The sequence below is a fragment of the Paraburkholderia sp. MM5496-R1 genome, from assembly GCF_050436205.1.
Lineage (GTDB): Bacteria > Pseudomonadota > Gammaproteobacteria > Burkholderiales > Burkholderiaceae > Paraburkholderia > Paraburkholderia tuberum.
This window is the reverse complement of the sequence record NZ_JBNDLT010000003.1, coordinates 1,808,996-1,823,679: the sequence shown is the minus strand read 5'-3', so window position 1 is coordinate 1,823,679 and position 14,684 is coordinate 1,808,996. Positions and strand designations below refer to the sequence as shown.

General features: G+C 66.1%; 13 protein-coding genes. 10 read left to right on the top strand and 3 right to left on the bottom strand.

What is annotated here, in order from left to right; translation table 11 throughout:
• Window positions 1-2: 2 nt before the first annotated feature.
• The 10 genes from OKW38_RS34630 (at window position 3) to OKW38_RS34585 (ending at window position 10,166) form a co-directional block, all read left to right on the top strand.
• The gene (locus tag OKW38_RS34630) at window positions 3-1,562 is read left to right on the top strand and encodes an NADH-quinone oxidoreductase subunit C (RefSeq protein ID WP_429365142.1); all 1,560 of its coding nucleotides are present in this window, start codon (window positions 3-5) and stop codon (window positions 1,560-1,562) included.
• The gene (locus OKW38_RS34625) at window positions 1,562-2,071 is read left to right on the top strand and encodes an NADH-quinone oxidoreductase subunit B family protein (RefSeq protein ID WP_429365141.1); all 510 of its coding nucleotides are present in this window, start codon (window positions 1,562-1,564) and stop codon (window positions 2,069-2,071) included. Before OKW38_RS34630 ends, OKW38_RS34625 begins: the two co-directional genes overlap by 1 nt.
• A gap of 269 nt (window positions 2,072-2,340) precedes the next feature.
• Window positions 2,341-3,063 (top strand): (2Fe-2S)-binding protein, encoded by a 723-nt coding sequence (locus OKW38_RS34620; protein ID WP_429365140.1) that lies wholly within the window; start codon window positions 2,341-2,343, stop codon window positions 3,061-3,063.
• Between the two features lie 11 nt (window positions 3,064-3,074).
• Window positions 3,075-4,076 (top strand): FAD binding domain-containing protein, encoded by a 1,002-nt coding sequence (locus OKW38_RS34615; RefSeq protein ID WP_429365139.1) that lies wholly within the window; start codon window positions 3,075-3,077, stop codon window positions 4,074-4,076.
• Window positions 4,073-6,286: a xanthine dehydrogenase family protein molybdopterin-binding subunit gene (locus OKW38_RS34610; RefSeq protein WP_429334246.1), complete on the top strand. Its 2,214-nt coding sequence runs from the start codon at window positions 4,073-4,075 to the stop codon at window positions 6,284-6,286. The genes OKW38_RS34615 and OKW38_RS34610 overlap by 4 nt, the downstream gene beginning before the upstream one ends.
• A gap of 131 nt (window positions 6,287-6,417) precedes the next feature.
• On the top strand, window positions 6,418-7,005 hold the full coding sequence (locus tag OKW38_RS34605) for a nucleotidyltransferase family protein (RefSeq protein ID WP_187619469.1): 588 nt from the start codon (window positions 6,418-6,420) through the stop codon (window positions 7,003-7,005).
• 89 nt (window positions 7,006-7,094) lie between these two features.
• On the top strand, window positions 7,095-8,018 hold the full coding sequence (locus OKW38_RS34600) for a LysR family transcriptional regulator (RefSeq protein ID WP_429365138.1): 924 nt from the start codon (window positions 7,095-7,097) through the stop codon (window positions 8,016-8,018).
• A 143-nt stretch (window positions 8,019-8,161) separates the two neighbouring features.
• A complete protein-coding gene (locus OKW38_RS34595; RefSeq protein WP_429365137.1) occupies window positions 8,162-8,887 on the top strand; it encodes an alpha/beta fold hydrolase in 726 nt (241 codons plus the stop codon).
• 289 nt (window positions 8,888-9,176) lie between these two features.
• Window positions 9,177-9,884: a PIG-L deacetylase family protein gene (locus OKW38_RS34590; protein ID WP_429365136.1), complete on the top strand. Its 708-nt coding sequence runs from the start codon at window positions 9,177-9,179 to the stop codon at window positions 9,882-9,884.
• A 129-nt stretch (window positions 9,885-10,013) separates the two neighbouring features.
• Complete coding sequence (locus OKW38_RS34585) at window positions 10,014-10,166, top strand: hypothetical protein (protein WP_166618176.1); 153 nt, start codon at window positions 10,014-10,016, stop codon at window positions 10,164-10,166.
• Window positions 10,167-10,211: 45 nt separating this feature from the next.
• Here OKW38_RS34585 and OKW38_RS34580 read toward each other — a convergent pair whose 3' ends face one another.
• Genes OKW38_RS34580 through aepX form a run of 3 tightly spaced genes read right to left on the bottom strand, consistent with a single transcriptional unit; the run spans window position 10,212 to window position 14,193 of the window.
• Window positions 10,212-11,279 carry a 2-aminoethylphosphonate aminotransferase gene (locus OKW38_RS34580; protein ID WP_429365135.1) on the bottom strand — a complete coding sequence of 356 codons (1,068 nt, stop codon included), beginning with the start codon at window positions 11,277-11,279 and terminating at the stop codon, window positions 10,212-10,214.
• 23 nt (window positions 11,280-11,302) lie between these two features.
• Complete coding sequence (gene aepY, locus OKW38_RS34575) at window positions 11,303-12,466, bottom strand: phosphonopyruvate decarboxylase (protein WP_429352310.1); 1,164 nt, start codon at window positions 12,464-12,466, stop codon at window positions 11,303-11,305.
• Entirely contained in the window at window positions 12,463-14,193 is a 1,731-nt protein-coding gene (gene aepX, locus OKW38_RS34570) for a phosphoenolpyruvate mutase (RefSeq protein WP_429365134.1), read from the bottom strand. The genes aepY and aepX overlap by 4 nt, the downstream gene beginning before the upstream one ends.
• Between the last annotated feature and the right edge of the window lie 491 nt (window positions 14,194-14,684).

The window sequence follows — 14,684 nt, the reverse complement described above, 5'->3', positions numbered from 1 at the left end:
GGATGCGACTCGAATCGATGCAAATTGCCGCCACCCGCCTCACGCACCGTGCGGGCCAGATTCCAGCGCATGTGGTGAGCGCCGATGAATCAGTCTGGCTCGAGCTGGCGCGAACCGCGAGATCCGAGCAGCGGCGCCTCGTTGCAATGTGGGGCAGCGAAGCAGCCGAAGACGGCTTCTCGGTGAATGCCGCGTACGAATGCGATGACGGCATATTGTGGGTACGCCTCGCGATCGGGCGTATGCAGGATGCCGATGGAGACTATCCCGATCTCGCCACCGTTTTCCTGTGCGCGACTCGCATGCAACGGGCGATCTTCGATCTGCTCGGCCTGCGGGCGCGTGGCGCCCAGGACACGCGGCCGTGGCTCAATCACGGCAACTGGCCCGAAGATTATTTCCCGCTGCAACGGCAGGCGACGGGTGTCGAAGACTTTGATTCGAGCGAGGCGGACTACCCATTCGTGCAGGTCTCGGGCGATGGCGTACACGAGATCGCGGTCGGGCCGATTCATGCCGGCATCATCGAACCGGGGCATTTCCGGTTCTCGGTCGTCGGCGAGAAGGTGTTGCGCCTGGAAGAACGTCTCGGCTATGTCCATCGTGGCGTCGAGCGTCTGTTCGAACGTACTCCTGCATCGCGCGGTCATCGGGTTGCCGCCAGGATTGCGGGCGACTCGACCGTCGCGTTCTCGTGGGCCTTTTGCATGGCGCTCGAACAAGCCGGCGGCACGATACTGTCGAAGCGCGCACTGTATCTGCGTGCGCTTCTGCTGGAACGCGAGCGCGTGGCCAACCACCTCGGCGACCTCGGCGCGCTCGGCAACGACGCCGGGTTCGGCTTCGGACTCGCGCAGTTCTCGCGGCTCAAGGAGGACTGGATACGGATGAACGCCCGTACATTCGGACATCGGTACCTGATGGATCGGATCGTGCCGGGTGGCGTATCGATCGACGTTCGCCCCGACGACGCGGCGGTGCTGGCGGAGCAATGCGAACGCATCGAACGCGAAGTCCACGTGATGCGCAAAGTCTACGATGACCAGTCCGGGCTGCAGGATCGATTCCTCGGCACGGGCCGATTGACCCCCGCTGTCGTCGAGCATTTTGGCGTGCGTGGCATGGCCGCCCGCGCCAGCGGTCGAACCTTCGACGTTCGCGCCAACTTGCGGCCCGCTCCGTATGACGACATCGCCGTCAAAGCGGTCAGTGATGCGCGCGGCGACGTCGCCGCGCGCGTCGCGGTGCGCTTCGCCGAAATCGATGAATCCCTGCGCCTGATCCGCACGCTGCTGGCCAATCTACCGGATGGTCCGGTGGTCGTCGCCACGACGCCTGCAACGGCGCCCGCGCAAGGCATAGGCTGGGTGGAAGGTTGGCGGGGGGACGTATTCGTCGCCCTCGATCTCGCCCCCGGCGACGTCATCGCCCGATGCCATTGCCACGATCCGTCGTGGCAGAACTGGCCGGCGCTCGAGCACGCGATCATCGGCAACATCGTTCCCGATTTCCCGCTGATCAACAAGTCGTTCAACCTGAACTACGCGGGGCACGATCTCTGATGTGGCAACTGATCCGGCAATTCGCGCGCACCGATTTTCCCGGCGAACCCGCACCGGCGGCAGAACACGCGTGGCATCACGAGGAGCGACGCATTCGCGAGGACATTCTCGATCTGCTCGGGCGGGCGCTGTGCATCCGGCAGATCGACGCGGGTTCATGCAACGGTTGCGAACTGGAGATCCACGCGCTGAACAACCCGTACTACAACATCGAAGGACTTGGAATCAAATTCGTCGCGAGTCCGCGGCATGCCGACCTGCTGCTCGTGACCGGGCCGGTGACGCTGAATATGCGAGCGGCCATGCTCGCCGCGTACGACGCGACGCCCGCCCCGAAACTCGTCGTTGCCGCAGGCGAATGCGCGTGCACGGGCGGCATTTTTGCCGACAGTTACGCGGTGTGCGGCGCTGTTTCGTCGATCTTGCCGGTCGACGTGACGATCCCCGGATGTCCGCCGCCGCCGATCGATTTGCTGCGAGGCATCCTGGCCGCCTGCCGGGCGCGCTGAGCCCGGAGGTCGATTTCGCATTTTCCCCGTTGCAACGTGCAACCTTTGCCCCTGTTTGCGCGGCTCCAGCCGGGCTCCATCGCGGTCATTGCGCATATTGGCCTGCCTTTATTGCGCAGATCGGCTTTGCGCTTGCAGCGAGTTTTTAATACCGTGTTAGCTGCAACGGCATTCAAATTGCTGCGCAATAGTTTTGTTTCAACGCGATGCGTTGGACATCGACGCGTCGTCAGCCTGCATTGACCTTTCAGTGGAGTCAACAGATCGTCATGACTACGCCTACAGAATGTCAGCATTGCGGGGACACCCCCGCATCAGAGTCCACCGCCGAGCCCACCACCACGCCTTCCCAACCGTCACGACGCCGCTTCCTGCAATCGGCGGCGGCCGCCGCGACGATCGGTGCGGCGCCGCATCTGCGCGCGCAAACGCAAGCGCCGACGCCCGCCTCACCCGCGCCGCCAGGCATCCCCGTGGTGCCGCCGCGCCCCGTCACGTTGACCGTCAACGGCCGCGCTTACACGCTGCAGCTCGAACCGCGCGTGACGCTGCTCGACGCATTGCGCGAATACGCGGGTCTGATGGGCACGAAGAAAGGCTGCGACCGCGGTCAATGCGGCGCCTGCACGGTGCTCGTCGACGGCCGCCGCATCAACTCGTGTCTGACGCTCGCGGTCATGCACGAAGGCGAGAACATCACGACCGTCGAAGGACTCGCGAGCAACGGCGCGTTGAGTCCGGTGCAGGCCGCGTTCATTGAACACGATGCGTTCCAGTGCGGCTACTGTACGCCCGGGCAGTTGTGCTCGGCGACCGCCCTGCTCGGCGAATTCCGCAACGGCACGGCGAGCACCGTGACCGCCGACGTGCGCGCGCGTCCCGCCGCGCTCACCGACGACGAAATCCGCGAACGCATGAGCGGCAACCTCTGCCGCTGCGGGGCGTACGTGAACATCGTCGCCGCGGTCCGCGCCGCGCACGACAACGCCTGACGGAGACCGACATGGATGCGATCTCCTACGAACGCGCCGGCGACGTCGCCAGCGCGGTGCGCGCCGCGCAACAGCCGGGCGCGGTATTCATCGGCGGCGGCACGAATCTGCTCGATCTGATGAAGGGCGGCGTCGCGCGGCCGGTGCGGCTCATCGATATCACGCACATCGGCGGCCTCGACTCGGTGACGACGCTGCCCGGCGGCGGCATCCGCATCGGCGCGCTGGTGCGCAACAGCGACGCGGCCAATCACGCGCTGGTGCGCGAGCAGTACCCGCTGCTGTCGCAAGCGCTGCTCGCGGGCGCGTCGGCGCAGTTGCGCAACATGGCGACGGTCGGCGGCAATCTGCTGCAACGCACCCGCTGCGGCTACTTCTACGACACCGCGTTCACGCAGTGCAACAAGCGCCTGCCCGGCAGCGGCTGCGCGGCGCTCGACGGCCATAACCGCGCGCATGCGATCCTCGGCGCGAGCCCGCAATGCATTGCGGTCAACCCGTCGGATATGAGCGTCGCGCTGGCCGCGCTCGATGCGCTGGTGCGCGTGAGCGGCCCCAGCGGCGAGCGCACGATCGCGTTCGCCGATTTCCATCGGCTGCCGGGCGACCGGCCCGATCTCGATACCACCTTGCAGCCCGGCGAGCTGATCACCGCGGTCGATCTGCCGCCGCCGCTCTTCAGCGCGCATTCGCACTATCTGAAGGTGCGTGACCGCGCCAGCTACGCGTTCGCGCTCGTATCGGTCGCGGCCGCGTTGCAGATGGACGGCGAGCGTGTTCAGAGCGCGCGCATCGCGCTCGGCGGCGTCGCGCACAAACCGTGGCGCGCGAACGTGGCCGAGCAGATGCTGAGCGGCCAGCCGCTCAGCCAGGCCACGCTGAAGAACGCCGCCGCGGCCGCGTTGAGCGGCGCGCAGCCGCGCCACGACAACGCCTTCAAGGTGCAGCTCGCGCAGCGCGCGATCGTGCGTGCGGTCAATCAGGCAGCCGGCAACGCGGGAGGTGTCGCATGAATCTGATCGGACAACCGCTCGATCGCGTCGACGGACTGCTGAAGGTAACCGGCGACGCGCGTTATGCAGCCGAATTCCCCGGGGCGCGCCTCGCGCATGCGGTGCTCGTGACGAGCACGATCGCGGCCGGCACGATCGCGTCGATCGATGCGAGCCGCGCCGAGGCCGTGCCCGGCGTGCTGCTCGTGATGACCTACCAGAACGCGCCGCGCCTGCCGAATGGCGGCCGGCCCGCGCTCGCGCCGCCGGCCGGCCGGCATCTGTCGCTTCTGCAGGATAACGAAGTGCACTACAGCAACGAGCCGGTCGCGGTGGTCGTCGCCGATACGCTCGAACATGCGGCCGATGCCGCTCGCCAGCTACGCATCGCCTATCAGCCGGGCGCGGCGGCGCTCGACTTCGAGCAGGCGAAGGCGCACGCGCATGCGCCGGACAAGCCGCAGGGCCGTCAGACCGACACGCAGCGCGGCAGCTTCGAAGACGGCATGCAAAGCGGCGACGTGCATATCGAAGCGACCTATACGACGCCGATCGAGCACCACAACCCGATGGAGCCCCACGCGACGATGGCGCAATGGGACGGCCCGCAGTTGACGGTCTACGACTCGACGCAGGGCGTGAGCGGCGCCGCGCAGGTGCTCGCGAAGACGTTCGCCATCCCTGTGTCCGACGTGCGCGTGATCTCGCCGCTGATCGGCGGCGGCTTCGGCTGCAAGGGCTCGTCGTGGTCGCACGTATCGCTGTGCGCGATGGCCGCGCGGCAAACCGGGCGGCCCGTGCGGCTCGCGCTCGAACGCCCGCAGATGTTCGGCCCGGTCGGCGCGCGGCCGCGCACCGAGCAGCACTTCGTGATCGCCGCGCGGCATGACGGCACGCTGAGCGCGATGCGTCACGACAGCATCTCGAACACGTCGATGATCGAAGACTGGACCGAGACCTGCTGCATGGTCACGCGCATGCTGTACGCGGTGCCCAACCAGATAACGACGCACCGGCTCGTGCAACTCAATGTCGGCACGCCGACCTTCATGCGCGCACCCGGAGAAACCACCGGCTCGTTCGCGCTCGAATCGGCGATGGACGAACTCGCCGTCGCGCTGAAGATGGACCCGCTCGCGCTGCGCCTGAAGAACTACGCGGACAGCGATCCGCAGGAGCACAAGCCGTGGTCGGGCAAGTCGCTGCGCGAGTGCTATCAGATCGGCGCCGAGAAGTTCGGCTGGTCGCGCCGCCCGCACGCGCCACGTTCGAGGCGCGACGGCGACACGCTGATCGGCATGGGCATGGCGACCGCGACCTATCCGGCCAACCGCAGCGAGGCGTCGGCGCTTGCGCAGATTCTGCCGGACGGCACCGCGGTGGTCGCATCGGGCACGCAGGACATCGGCACCGGCACCTACACGGTGATGACCCAGGTCGCCGCCGATGCGCTCGGCTTCACGCCCGAGCAGATCCACTTCGCGCTCGGCGATTCGTCGCTGCCGCGCGCGCCGGTCTCGGGCGGCTCGCAGTCGGCGGCCAGCGTGTCGCCCGCGGTGCGCGACGCGGCGAGCCAGGCGCGCAGCCAGCTGATCGCGCTGGCGCTTGCCGATGCGGCGTCGCCCGTGCATGGCCTGCCGCTCGATGACGTCACCGTCGCAAGCGGCTGGGTCGTGAGCCGCTCGCAACCGGGCAAGCGCGATCCGGCCGCGGCGATCATCGCGCGCGCGGGCGGCAAGCCGATCGAGGCGAGCGCGACCGTGAAGCCCGGCGACGAGAAGCAGAAGTACTCGTTCCACTCGTTCGGCGCGGTGTTCGTCGAGGTCCACGTCGATGCCGAGCTCGGCACGGTCCGCGTGCCGCGCGTGGTCGCCGTGTACGACGTCGGCCGCGTGCTGAACCAGAAGACCGCGCGCAGCCAGATGATGGGCGGCATCGTCTGGGGCATCGGCGCGGCGCTGCAGGAGGAAAGCACGCTCGATGCGCGCTTCGGACGCTTCACGAACGCGAACCTCGCCGAGTATCACGTGCCGGTGAATGCCGATATCGGCACGCTCGACATCACCTTCATCGACCGGCCCGATCCTTATATCAACTCGCTCGGCGTGCGCGGTATCGGCGAGATCGGCATCACGGCCGTGGTGGCCGCGATCGCGAACGCGGTGTACAACGCGACCGGCGTGCGGGTGCGCGATCTGCCGATCACGCTGGACAAGGCGGTGCCGACCTGAACCGGCGGCAGTGCCGGAGTTGGAGTGAAAGCGAAAGCGGCGGGCGGCTTGCATCGGGCGTGCCTTGCCGCTTGCTTCGCGCACCGTTGCATCGCACAATCGGGGGCATTCCTGTCTACCGGTATCCGCCGATGGCCTACGCTTCGCTCGCCACTGGTGTGTTGCTCGCCGCCGGTCTCGGCTCGCGCTTCGATCCGCACGGGCTGCACAACAAACTGCTCGCACGTATGCCCGACGGCACGCCGGTTGCGCATGAAGCCGCGCATCGGCTGCTGCGGGTCGTGACGCGGGTGCTCGCAGTCGTGCGGCCGGGCTCCGACGCGCTCGCCCGCGCGCTGAACGATGCCGGCTGTGATGTCGTGTTTGCGGCGAGCGCCGAACGCGGCATGGGCGCGAGCCTCGCCGCCGGTATCGAAGCGAGCGACGACGCCGAGGGCTGGATCGTCGCGCTCGCCGATATGCCGCGCATTGCGGTTCCGACGATCGAAGCGGTAGCCCGTGCGCTCGACAACGGCGCGCCGCTCGTCGCGCCGTTCTACGACGGCCAGCGCGGCCATCCGGTCGGCTTCGGCAGCGAGCATCGCGACGCGCTACTCGCGCTGGACGGCGACACCGGCGCGAAAGCACTGCTCAGGTCACACGCGCTGACGCGCATCGACGTCGACGATCCCGGCATTCTGCGCGACGTGGACACGCCGGACGATTTGCGCACGCTCTAGCCGCTAACATCAGGCTCGCCGAGACTGGCTGACCGCAGCCGGTCGACATCGAGAATCTTGCCGGACAAGGAAAGGAACACTGATACGGCATGAAGCCCCTGGATTTGACGCGTTTCGATCTCAACCTTCTGGTTGTACTTGAGGCACTTTGGACCGAAAGGCACGTCGGCCGCGCCGCCGAACGACTGCATTTGTCCCAGTCCGCCACCAGCCACGCCTTATCGAGGCTGCGTACTGCCTTTGCTGATCAGCTGTTCATTCGTCACCCCCGCGGGATCGAGCCGACGCCGCTGGCCATCGAATTAATGCCGCGAGTGGCGGCGGTGCTCGAGTCGGTCAGGCTCGTCGCCAGTCCACGTGGCCCGTTCGATCCAGCTCGCGTGCAAGCGATGCTCTCAGTGGCGGCCACTGATCACGCCATATTGACCGTCATCGCCCCCGTTCTGGCCGGGGTCCAGGCCGCTGCGCCGGGTGTCGTGCTGAGGCTCAGGCCGGCCGATAGCGAATCCGCGCTGCGCATGTTGGACGCCGGCGATCTCGACATCGTGCTAGGGTCCGGCTCCTTTGCCCAGATCCCGCAGCGTTTCGATTGCCAGCTTGTCCACAAGGAGCGTTTCGTCGGCATTGCGCGCAAGGGGCACCCGGCTCTGGTCAAGCGAGGCAAGAAGCTGCACATGGAACTGGATGACTTCGCTCGGCTGCCGCACGTTCTGGTCTCGCCGCGCGGCGATACGCGAGGCGCTGTCGACGATGCGCTGGAGGCCGTCGGTCGTACCCGCAAGGTGAGCGCGACCTGCCCCAGCTTTCTGGCTGCTCCTTTCATGGTCGGCGCTTCGCAATCGATTGCGGTTATCGCCGAGCGGGTCGCACTCCGGATGCAGGATACCGCGCAACTGAGTCTTTTCGAGCTCCCCCTGGCGTTACCGAGCTGGGAGGTGCTTGTGATTCGAGCCCGAGGGCGCGCCAACGAACCCGCCGTTCAGTGGATTACCAATATGATGATCGCCCACTGAACATCGGCAGGGGCTTGCCGCGGTTGCAGCGACATGGAGGCCATGAATCTCGTGCATCGACATGCTGTGTAAATGCCATTGGATCGAATACCTCGGGCCACATAGAGTTCGGTTGTCGATTATTCAACCGCTCGGAGTAACCCATGAGAACAGACCCCACCCTGGTCATGATCCCTTGCTTCGCAGGAGCTCCGTGGCAGCTCAACCAGTTGACCTGCTTGCAGGGTCGCCCGATGCGTACACTTCGTTTGCCGGACGACGTGCGCGAACTGGAAACGTTGGCTGACTTCATCGCTGACCAGGTGAAGGACCTCGAGAGCTATGTGTTGGTTGGCGATTCGTATGGCACGGTCTGCTCGATCGCGGTTGCGACGCGGCAGCCGCAGGGCCTGAAAGGCCTCGTGCTCTCTGGTGGTTTTGCCAGGAGCCCGATCGCTTCGCCCTTGCTCAAGACGCTGGCGGCGCTTGCACCGTTCTTCCCCGGGCCCTTTTATCGACAGCTAACTCTTTCATTCCACGCAGCGCAGTTGGCTTCGTCGTTTGACGCGGAGGGAGAGATACCCTGGTCAACCAGAAAGAGCCGCGACTTCTTCATCAGGGAGACGTCGCATAAGGCCTACGTCAATCGCATCCGCTCGATCGAGAAGACGGACTATACGGCCTTGCTGAAGAGGATCGACGTCCCCACGCTGATCCTGACTCCCGAGGAAGACAAGCTGATCGGCAAAGAAGCCGCGGGGGTCCTGCTGAACGGCATCAAGGGTTCGCAGGAAGTCGTCATGCCGCGCACCGGTCACATGTTCAGGTTTTCGCACCCTGGCGCCTACTCTCTCGAGATCAGAAAGTTTCTGGAGCGAGCGTCGCTATAAGGACTCGTGTTCGGAGAATTCGCGAAGTACACAAAAAACGTGCGCTTCAAGGACCCCTGACGGCGGCGCGCGACGAGCCGGAAAGCCACGACCGTCACTGGATGGACGGATCGAGAGTTCGATCCGCGGTCATTCAGGCACGCGCTTTGCGCGCCGCAAGTTTCGCGCGCAAGCCGCGCCAATTGCGCCTAAGCTGAGGTGACGTCACGTTTTTTGCGCACGCGGCGCCTTGACGACCGGCAGCCTCGATGCCTCATCCGTGCCGCCTCGAATCCCCACACGCAAGCCCATGAGCGAAACCACTCCACGCCTTTTCATCGTCTCGCCCCATTTCGACGACGCCGTCTTCAGTTGCGGCGCCTTGCTCGCCGCCCATCCCGATGCCGCTGTCTGCACCGTGTTCGCCGCGCCGCCCGAACACGACATGCACACGGAGTGGGACTTAAAAGCGGGCTTCGCGAACGCCCATGAAGCGGTCCGCGAACGCACGATCGAAGACAACCGCGCGCTCGAAGTGCTCGACGCGATCCCGCTGCGCATGCCGTTTCGCGACAGCCAGTACGCCGACTCGCCGTCGATCAGCCAGATGGCCGCGGCGCTGGAGGAAACGATTTACCGCACGACCGCGAACACGCTGCTGATGCCGCTTGGCCTGCATCACGACGATCACGCCCGGGTATTCGAAGCGTGCTGCGAGATCCTGCCGCGGCTCACGCATCTGGACTGGTTCGGTTACGAGGAAGCGATTCACAGGCTCACGCCAGGCGCGGTGCAGGCGCGGCTCGCCGATCTCGCGCAGCGCGGCATCGTCGCGACGCCGGCAACGCCGAGCGCGGGCCACACGATCGACGTGCAGCGCCGCGCGCATCTGAAACGCGAAGCGGTCAACGCGTACGCGAGCCAGTTGCGGGCGTTCGGCGCCGGCAACTACGACGACGTGTTCGCGACCGAGCGCTACTGGCAGCTCAGCGCCGGCCGCAAACGCGCGAAGAAATAGCAAAAAGGAGCGAGCAGGAAGCGCGGCGAGCGCCTACGCTTGAAGACAGATAGCCGACGCGGCGGCACAGATCGGCGGTATCAAGCCGCTTCGGCCGGACCCGCGCATTTCAACCGCAAGGGTGACGCAATGAGCTACGACATGCACACCAGCCCGATTCCCGACCCGAACGCCGATCCGAACCGCGACCCGGAAGCCGACCCGCTCGTGCCGCCGTCGCCGGGGCATCATGCCGAGGAGCCGCAGCGGCCTGACGGGCCGCCGGACAAGGATCCGGTGTAAGGGAGCCGCGAGCGGCGCGGTCGCGGCGCGCCGCTCGGCGCAGCGTCAGCGCATCAAGTCGCTGAAGCCCTGCAGCAGGCGGTCGATATCGGCCGCGTGAACGTTGCCCATCGTCGAGATGCGGAACAGCTCGGCCGACAGCCCGCCCTGCCCCGCATAGATCACGAAGCCGCGCGCCTTCAGCGCGTCGTGCAGTTGCGGATACGCGATACCGTTGGGCAAGCGGTACGCGCGCAACACCACCGACGACTGCCCGGCCGGCAACACACTGTCGATGCCGCGCGCCGCCAGCCCAGCGCGCACCTGCTCGGCAAGCGCCGCATAGCGCGCGTGACGCGCGCGCCAGCCGCCTTCGTCGGCGAGCTCACGCAGCGCCTCGACCAGCGCGTAATACGCGTGCACCGACGGTGTAAACGGCGTGTTGCGCTGATCCTGCAAACGCGCGAGCCGCGCGAGATCGAGGTAGTACGTGCGGCTCGCCGCGCGCGCGAGCGCCGCGCGCCGCACCAGCACGAACGACGCGCCCGGCACGCCATGCAGGCACTTGTTGGCGGTCGCGGCGAGCGCGTCGAGGCTCGCGTCCGCGAAATCGATTGTTTCGGCGCCGAAGCTGCTGACACCGTCCACCAGCAGACGCAGGCCGCGCTCGCGACACAAGGCGCCGAGCGCCGCGATGTCGTTCAGACGGCCCGTGGTCGTTTCATGATGAATCACCGCGACGTGCGTGAACGACTTGTCGGCGTCGAGCCTTTCGGCGATCTTCGCCAGATCGGGCGCGTCCATCCAGTCGTGCTTCAGCGCTTCGTGCGCGATGCCGTATTGCGCAGCGATCTGCGCGATACGCTCGCCGTACACACCGTTTTCGACGACCAGCAGTTTGCCGTTGTGCGGCACCAGCGCGGCCGTCATGCTTTCGACGGCGGCCGTGCCGGAGCCGGTCATCAGTACTGCCTGCCATTCGTTCGGGTCGAGCCCGTACACGTCGACGAGACGCGTGCGCGCCTCTTCCTGGAGATCGAAAAACTCGCTCTCGCGATGGCACAGATCCGTCTGCAACAGGCTGTTGCGGACACGTTCGGTGAGCGTCACCGGGCCGGGGTTGAGCAGCAGCATGGGCGCTCCTGTTGGCGTTGGGTTCAGATCGCGCCGATGTGGCGCATCAGGCGCGTCTTCACATCGGGCGGCGTAATGGTCGGGCGCGGCAGGCCGTCGGGCGTGCCGCGGCGGATCGTCAGGCGCGCGAAGCGCGGGCCGTCGAGCGGCGGCGCCGCGAACAGCTCGTCGATGATCGCAGGATCGTCGCTCTCCACCGCCGACGCGTAACCGCACGCGGCCGCCACGCCCGCGAACGACACCTGCGACGATACCGTCGCCTGGCCGCCGGTCGAGTCGTGCGCGCCGTTATCGAGCAGCACGTGCGTGAGGTTCGACGGGCCGTACGCGCCGAGCGTCGCGAACACGCCCATGCGCATCAGTGCGGCGCCGTCGCCGTCGAGCGCGACCACGCGCAGATCGGGGCGCGCGAGCGCGAGGCCGAGCGCGAACGGCGTCACGCAGCCCATCGAGCCGACCATGTATAGCTGGTTCGCGCGATCGTCGATCGCATAGAGTTCGCGGCCGCAAAAGCCGGTCGACGCGAGCACCACCGTGGAGTCGAGCGGCGTATGCGCGATCACCTTTTGCAGCGCGTCGTGGCGCGTCGCGAGTTCGTTCGCGGCGCTGTCGCGAAACTGCGCGCGAGGCTCGACCGGCGTGCGCCGCCTGGGCGCGCCGCCGTCCTTCAGTTCATACGGCGCAACGCTGCCCTTCTGCATCACGAGCGCGTACGGACGGCCGGTTGCGTCCATGTGCGCGATCGCGCGATCGAGCGCCGGACCGATCGCGTCGGCCTCGGTCGGGAACGTCTCCCACGGAATTTCCATCGTGTCGAGCATCGCCGGCGTGATCGGCCCCATCAGCGCGTGCTGCGGCTCGTCGGCAACGCCGGGCTGGCCGCGCCACGTGACGATCAGCAGTTGCGGCAGGCGGAAGGTCCACGTCAGCGACGTCAGCGGGCTGACCGCGTTGCCGAGCCCGGAGTTCTGCATCATCGTGATGCCGCGCCGGCCGTTTTTCGCGCCGAGCGTAACGCCGGCGATCAGCGCGACCGCGTCGCCCTCGTTGGCCGCCGATACGTAGTGCAGCGACTCGTCCTGCAGCACGTAGTTGATGAACGGCGTCAGATACGAGCACGGCACGCCCGCGTACCAGTCGAAACCGCGCTCGCGCGCCGCCTCGACGAACTGTGCTGCTTCGATCATTGCGCGCCTCCGTGTGCATCGTTCGCCGTCGCCCCGCCGCCGACGGCCGTCGCGAACGGCGCCTGCGCGTGCGCGAAGTCGCCCGCGCGGCGGAAATCGTCGAGATCGTTGACGCCGCGCCAGTGGCCGTGCACGTATTGCACCTCGATCGACTCGCCCGCTTCGATCAACGCGTTCAGCAGCGCGGGCATGTCGAGCGACGCGAAATCGTCGCGCGTGCGCAACTCGCGCATGACCGCCCGCAGGCGCTCGCGACCCGCGCCGCGCACGTTCAGCAGACCCACCCAGCGGCCATGCGGCACTGGGGCGACGCCCGCCGCCGACGACTGCTCCCGCCCGCTCGCGACGTGCCGCAGCACGATCTTGTTGCCGAACAGACCGCGGTCGTCGGCGGCCGAGCACCACGCGAAATCGCGCACGCTCGCGTTCTCCGCATCGGTTAGCGACGAATCGACGACCACGCTGAACGCGGCCTCGCTTTCCACCAGATCGCGCAGGATGTAGCTGCGAAACAGCAGGTCGCCGTACGAAATGACCGTGTCGCCGGTCAGGTGGTCGAGTGCGCACGCGAGCGAGGCAAGCTCGCCGGTCTGCGCGTGCTGCTGGTTGACCACGAGGCGGATGCCCGCGGTATCGATCGCGTCGGCGCGATAGCCGCCGACCACGGTGATGTCGTTGACGCCCTGCTTCTTGAACGCGTCGACGAGCCAGCGCAGCAGCGGTTTGCCGGCGATCGGCAGCATCACCTTCGGACGGTCCCCGGTCACCGCTTCAAGGCCTTTGCCGCGGCTCGCGGCGAGCACGACGGCCGAGCCGGCCGCTCGGCCGCTCGACAGATAGCGGTCTTCGGCTTCCGAATATTCGTCGGCGTCCTGCAAACGGAAGATTTCGTTGACGGCCGCGATGCTGTCCTCGACGTTGACGAGCGTCTCGCTCGAATGGATTTCCTTCGCGACGGCTTGCATCGCCGAGGTCGCCGCGCGGATCAGATGGTTCGCCCAGATCACGGTACTGATGCCCGCTTCGCGGAACACCTCGGTCGGCGTGCTGTAGTACTTGGTCGGCACGATCACGAGCGGCGCGCGCCCGGCCCATTCGCGCGCGAATTCGAGAATCTCGTCGGGGCGCGACAGCTTGCTGTGAATCAGGATCGCATCGGCACCAGCTTGGGCGTACGCTTGCGCGCGGCGCAGCGCTTCGTCCATGCCCCAGCCCGCGATCAGCGCCTCGACGCGCGCGACGATCGAGAAATGCTCGTCGTTCTGCGAGTCCTTGCCCGCCTTGATCTTGCCGCAGAATTCGTCGATATCGGCAAGCGGCTGCGCCTCGCCGTTGATGAAGCTGTTGGTCTTCGGAAACTGCTTGTCCTCGATGCACACGCCGGCGATGCCGCGCTGTTCGAGCTTGCGCACGAGGCGGCGCACGTTGTTGAAGTTGCCGTAGCCGGTGTCGCCGTCGAGCAGGATCGGCAGATCGCTCGCGTCGGCCATGAATTCGAGCGTATCGACCACCTGCGTCCAGCTCGCCTCGTTGTTGTCGCGCACGCCGAACTGCGCGGAGATCGCGAGGCCCGAGCCCCAGATCGCCTTGAACCCAGCTTCGCGAACGATGCGCGCGGACAGGCCGTTATGCGCCTCCATCATGAATTCGAGTTCGCTGCTGACGAGCATCTGGCGCAGGCGCGCGCTGCGGGACTGGGAAACGAAAGCGGGATCGCGTGCATTCACTCTTCGGGACTCCTGGTGGCGGGCTTATTGGCGTTCTTCGATGCCAGGCTGGCAATCGGAAAAGGGCGACTATAGCGGAATTTTTTATGACGAGTCTTTGAAGGTCTCAGCGGTCTTTCGTGGTTGCGCTTAAGTGGAAAAATGTGTTGTTTTTTGCATGCGTGACCATTTAACGGGATTTTTGGATTTGATTGGCGTTTTGTGGGATGTTGGTGCAAGCCTTACCGGATTGGGCTCGGCAGGTTTTACGCGTACGAGCGCCGGCCTTTTTTCATGTCGATTGTCTCGCGCATTTTTCAATCGCCGCGATTTACCGAAAATCGCCGGTTAATTCAGATTCGCGAATAATGCACAAAAATCTTTTTCGAATTGCGCGCATGAGCGCCGCTAAAACATTCAATAAATCCACCCATTAATCGGACGAATAGGGATGTCGAACAGCGGGTTTTCCCTGCCTCGATCAATGCCATTTCGCGCCGTAAACACAGCGA

What these genes read in the sequence shown, in the direction of transcription:
- OKW38_RS34630 (WP_429365142.1), top strand. Translation starts at nt 3, where the DNA reads ATGCGACTCGAATCGATGCAAATTGCCGCCACCCGCCTCACGCACCGT.
- OKW38_RS34625 (WP_429365141.1), top strand. Translation starts at nt 1,562, where the DNA reads ATGTGGCAACTGATCCGGCAATTCGCGCGCACCGATTTTCCCGGCGAA.
- OKW38_RS34620 (WP_429365140.1), top strand. Translation starts at nt 2,341, where the DNA reads ATGACTACGCCTACAGAATGTCAGCATTGCGGGGACACCCCCGCATCA.
- OKW38_RS34615 (WP_429365139.1), top strand. Translation starts at nt 3,075, where the DNA reads ATGGATGCGATCTCCTACGAACGCGCCGGCGACGTCGCCAGCGCGGTG.
- OKW38_RS34610 (WP_429334246.1), top strand. Translation starts at nt 4,073, where the DNA reads ATGAATCTGATCGGACAACCGCTCGATCGCGTCGACGGACTGCTGAAG.
- OKW38_RS34605 (WP_187619469.1), top strand. Translation starts at nt 6,418, where the DNA reads ATGGCCTACGCTTCGCTCGCCACTGGTGTGTTGCTCGCCGCCGGTCTC.
- OKW38_RS34600 (WP_429365138.1), top strand. Translation starts at nt 7,095, where the DNA reads ATGAAGCCCCTGGATTTGACGCGTTTCGATCTCAACCTTCTGGTTGTA.
- OKW38_RS34595 (WP_429365137.1), top strand. Translation starts at nt 8,162, where the DNA reads ATGAGAACAGACCCCACCCTGGTCATGATCCCTTGCTTCGCAGGAGCT.
- OKW38_RS34590 (WP_429365136.1), top strand. Translation starts at nt 9,177, where the DNA reads ATGAGCGAAACCACTCCACGCCTTTTCATCGTCTCGCCCCATTTCGAC.
- OKW38_RS34585 (WP_166618176.1), top strand. Translation starts at nt 10,014, where the DNA reads ATGAGCTACGACATGCACACCAGCCCGATTCCCGACCCGAACGCCGAT.
- OKW38_RS34580 (WP_429365135.1), bottom strand. Translation starts at nt 11,279, where the DNA reads ATGCTGCTGCTCAACCCCGGCCCGGTGACGCTCACCGAACGTGTCCGC.
- aepY (WP_429352310.1), bottom strand. Translation starts at nt 12,466, where the DNA reads ATGATCGAAGCAGCACAGTTCGTCGAGGCGGCGCGCGAGCGCGGTTTC.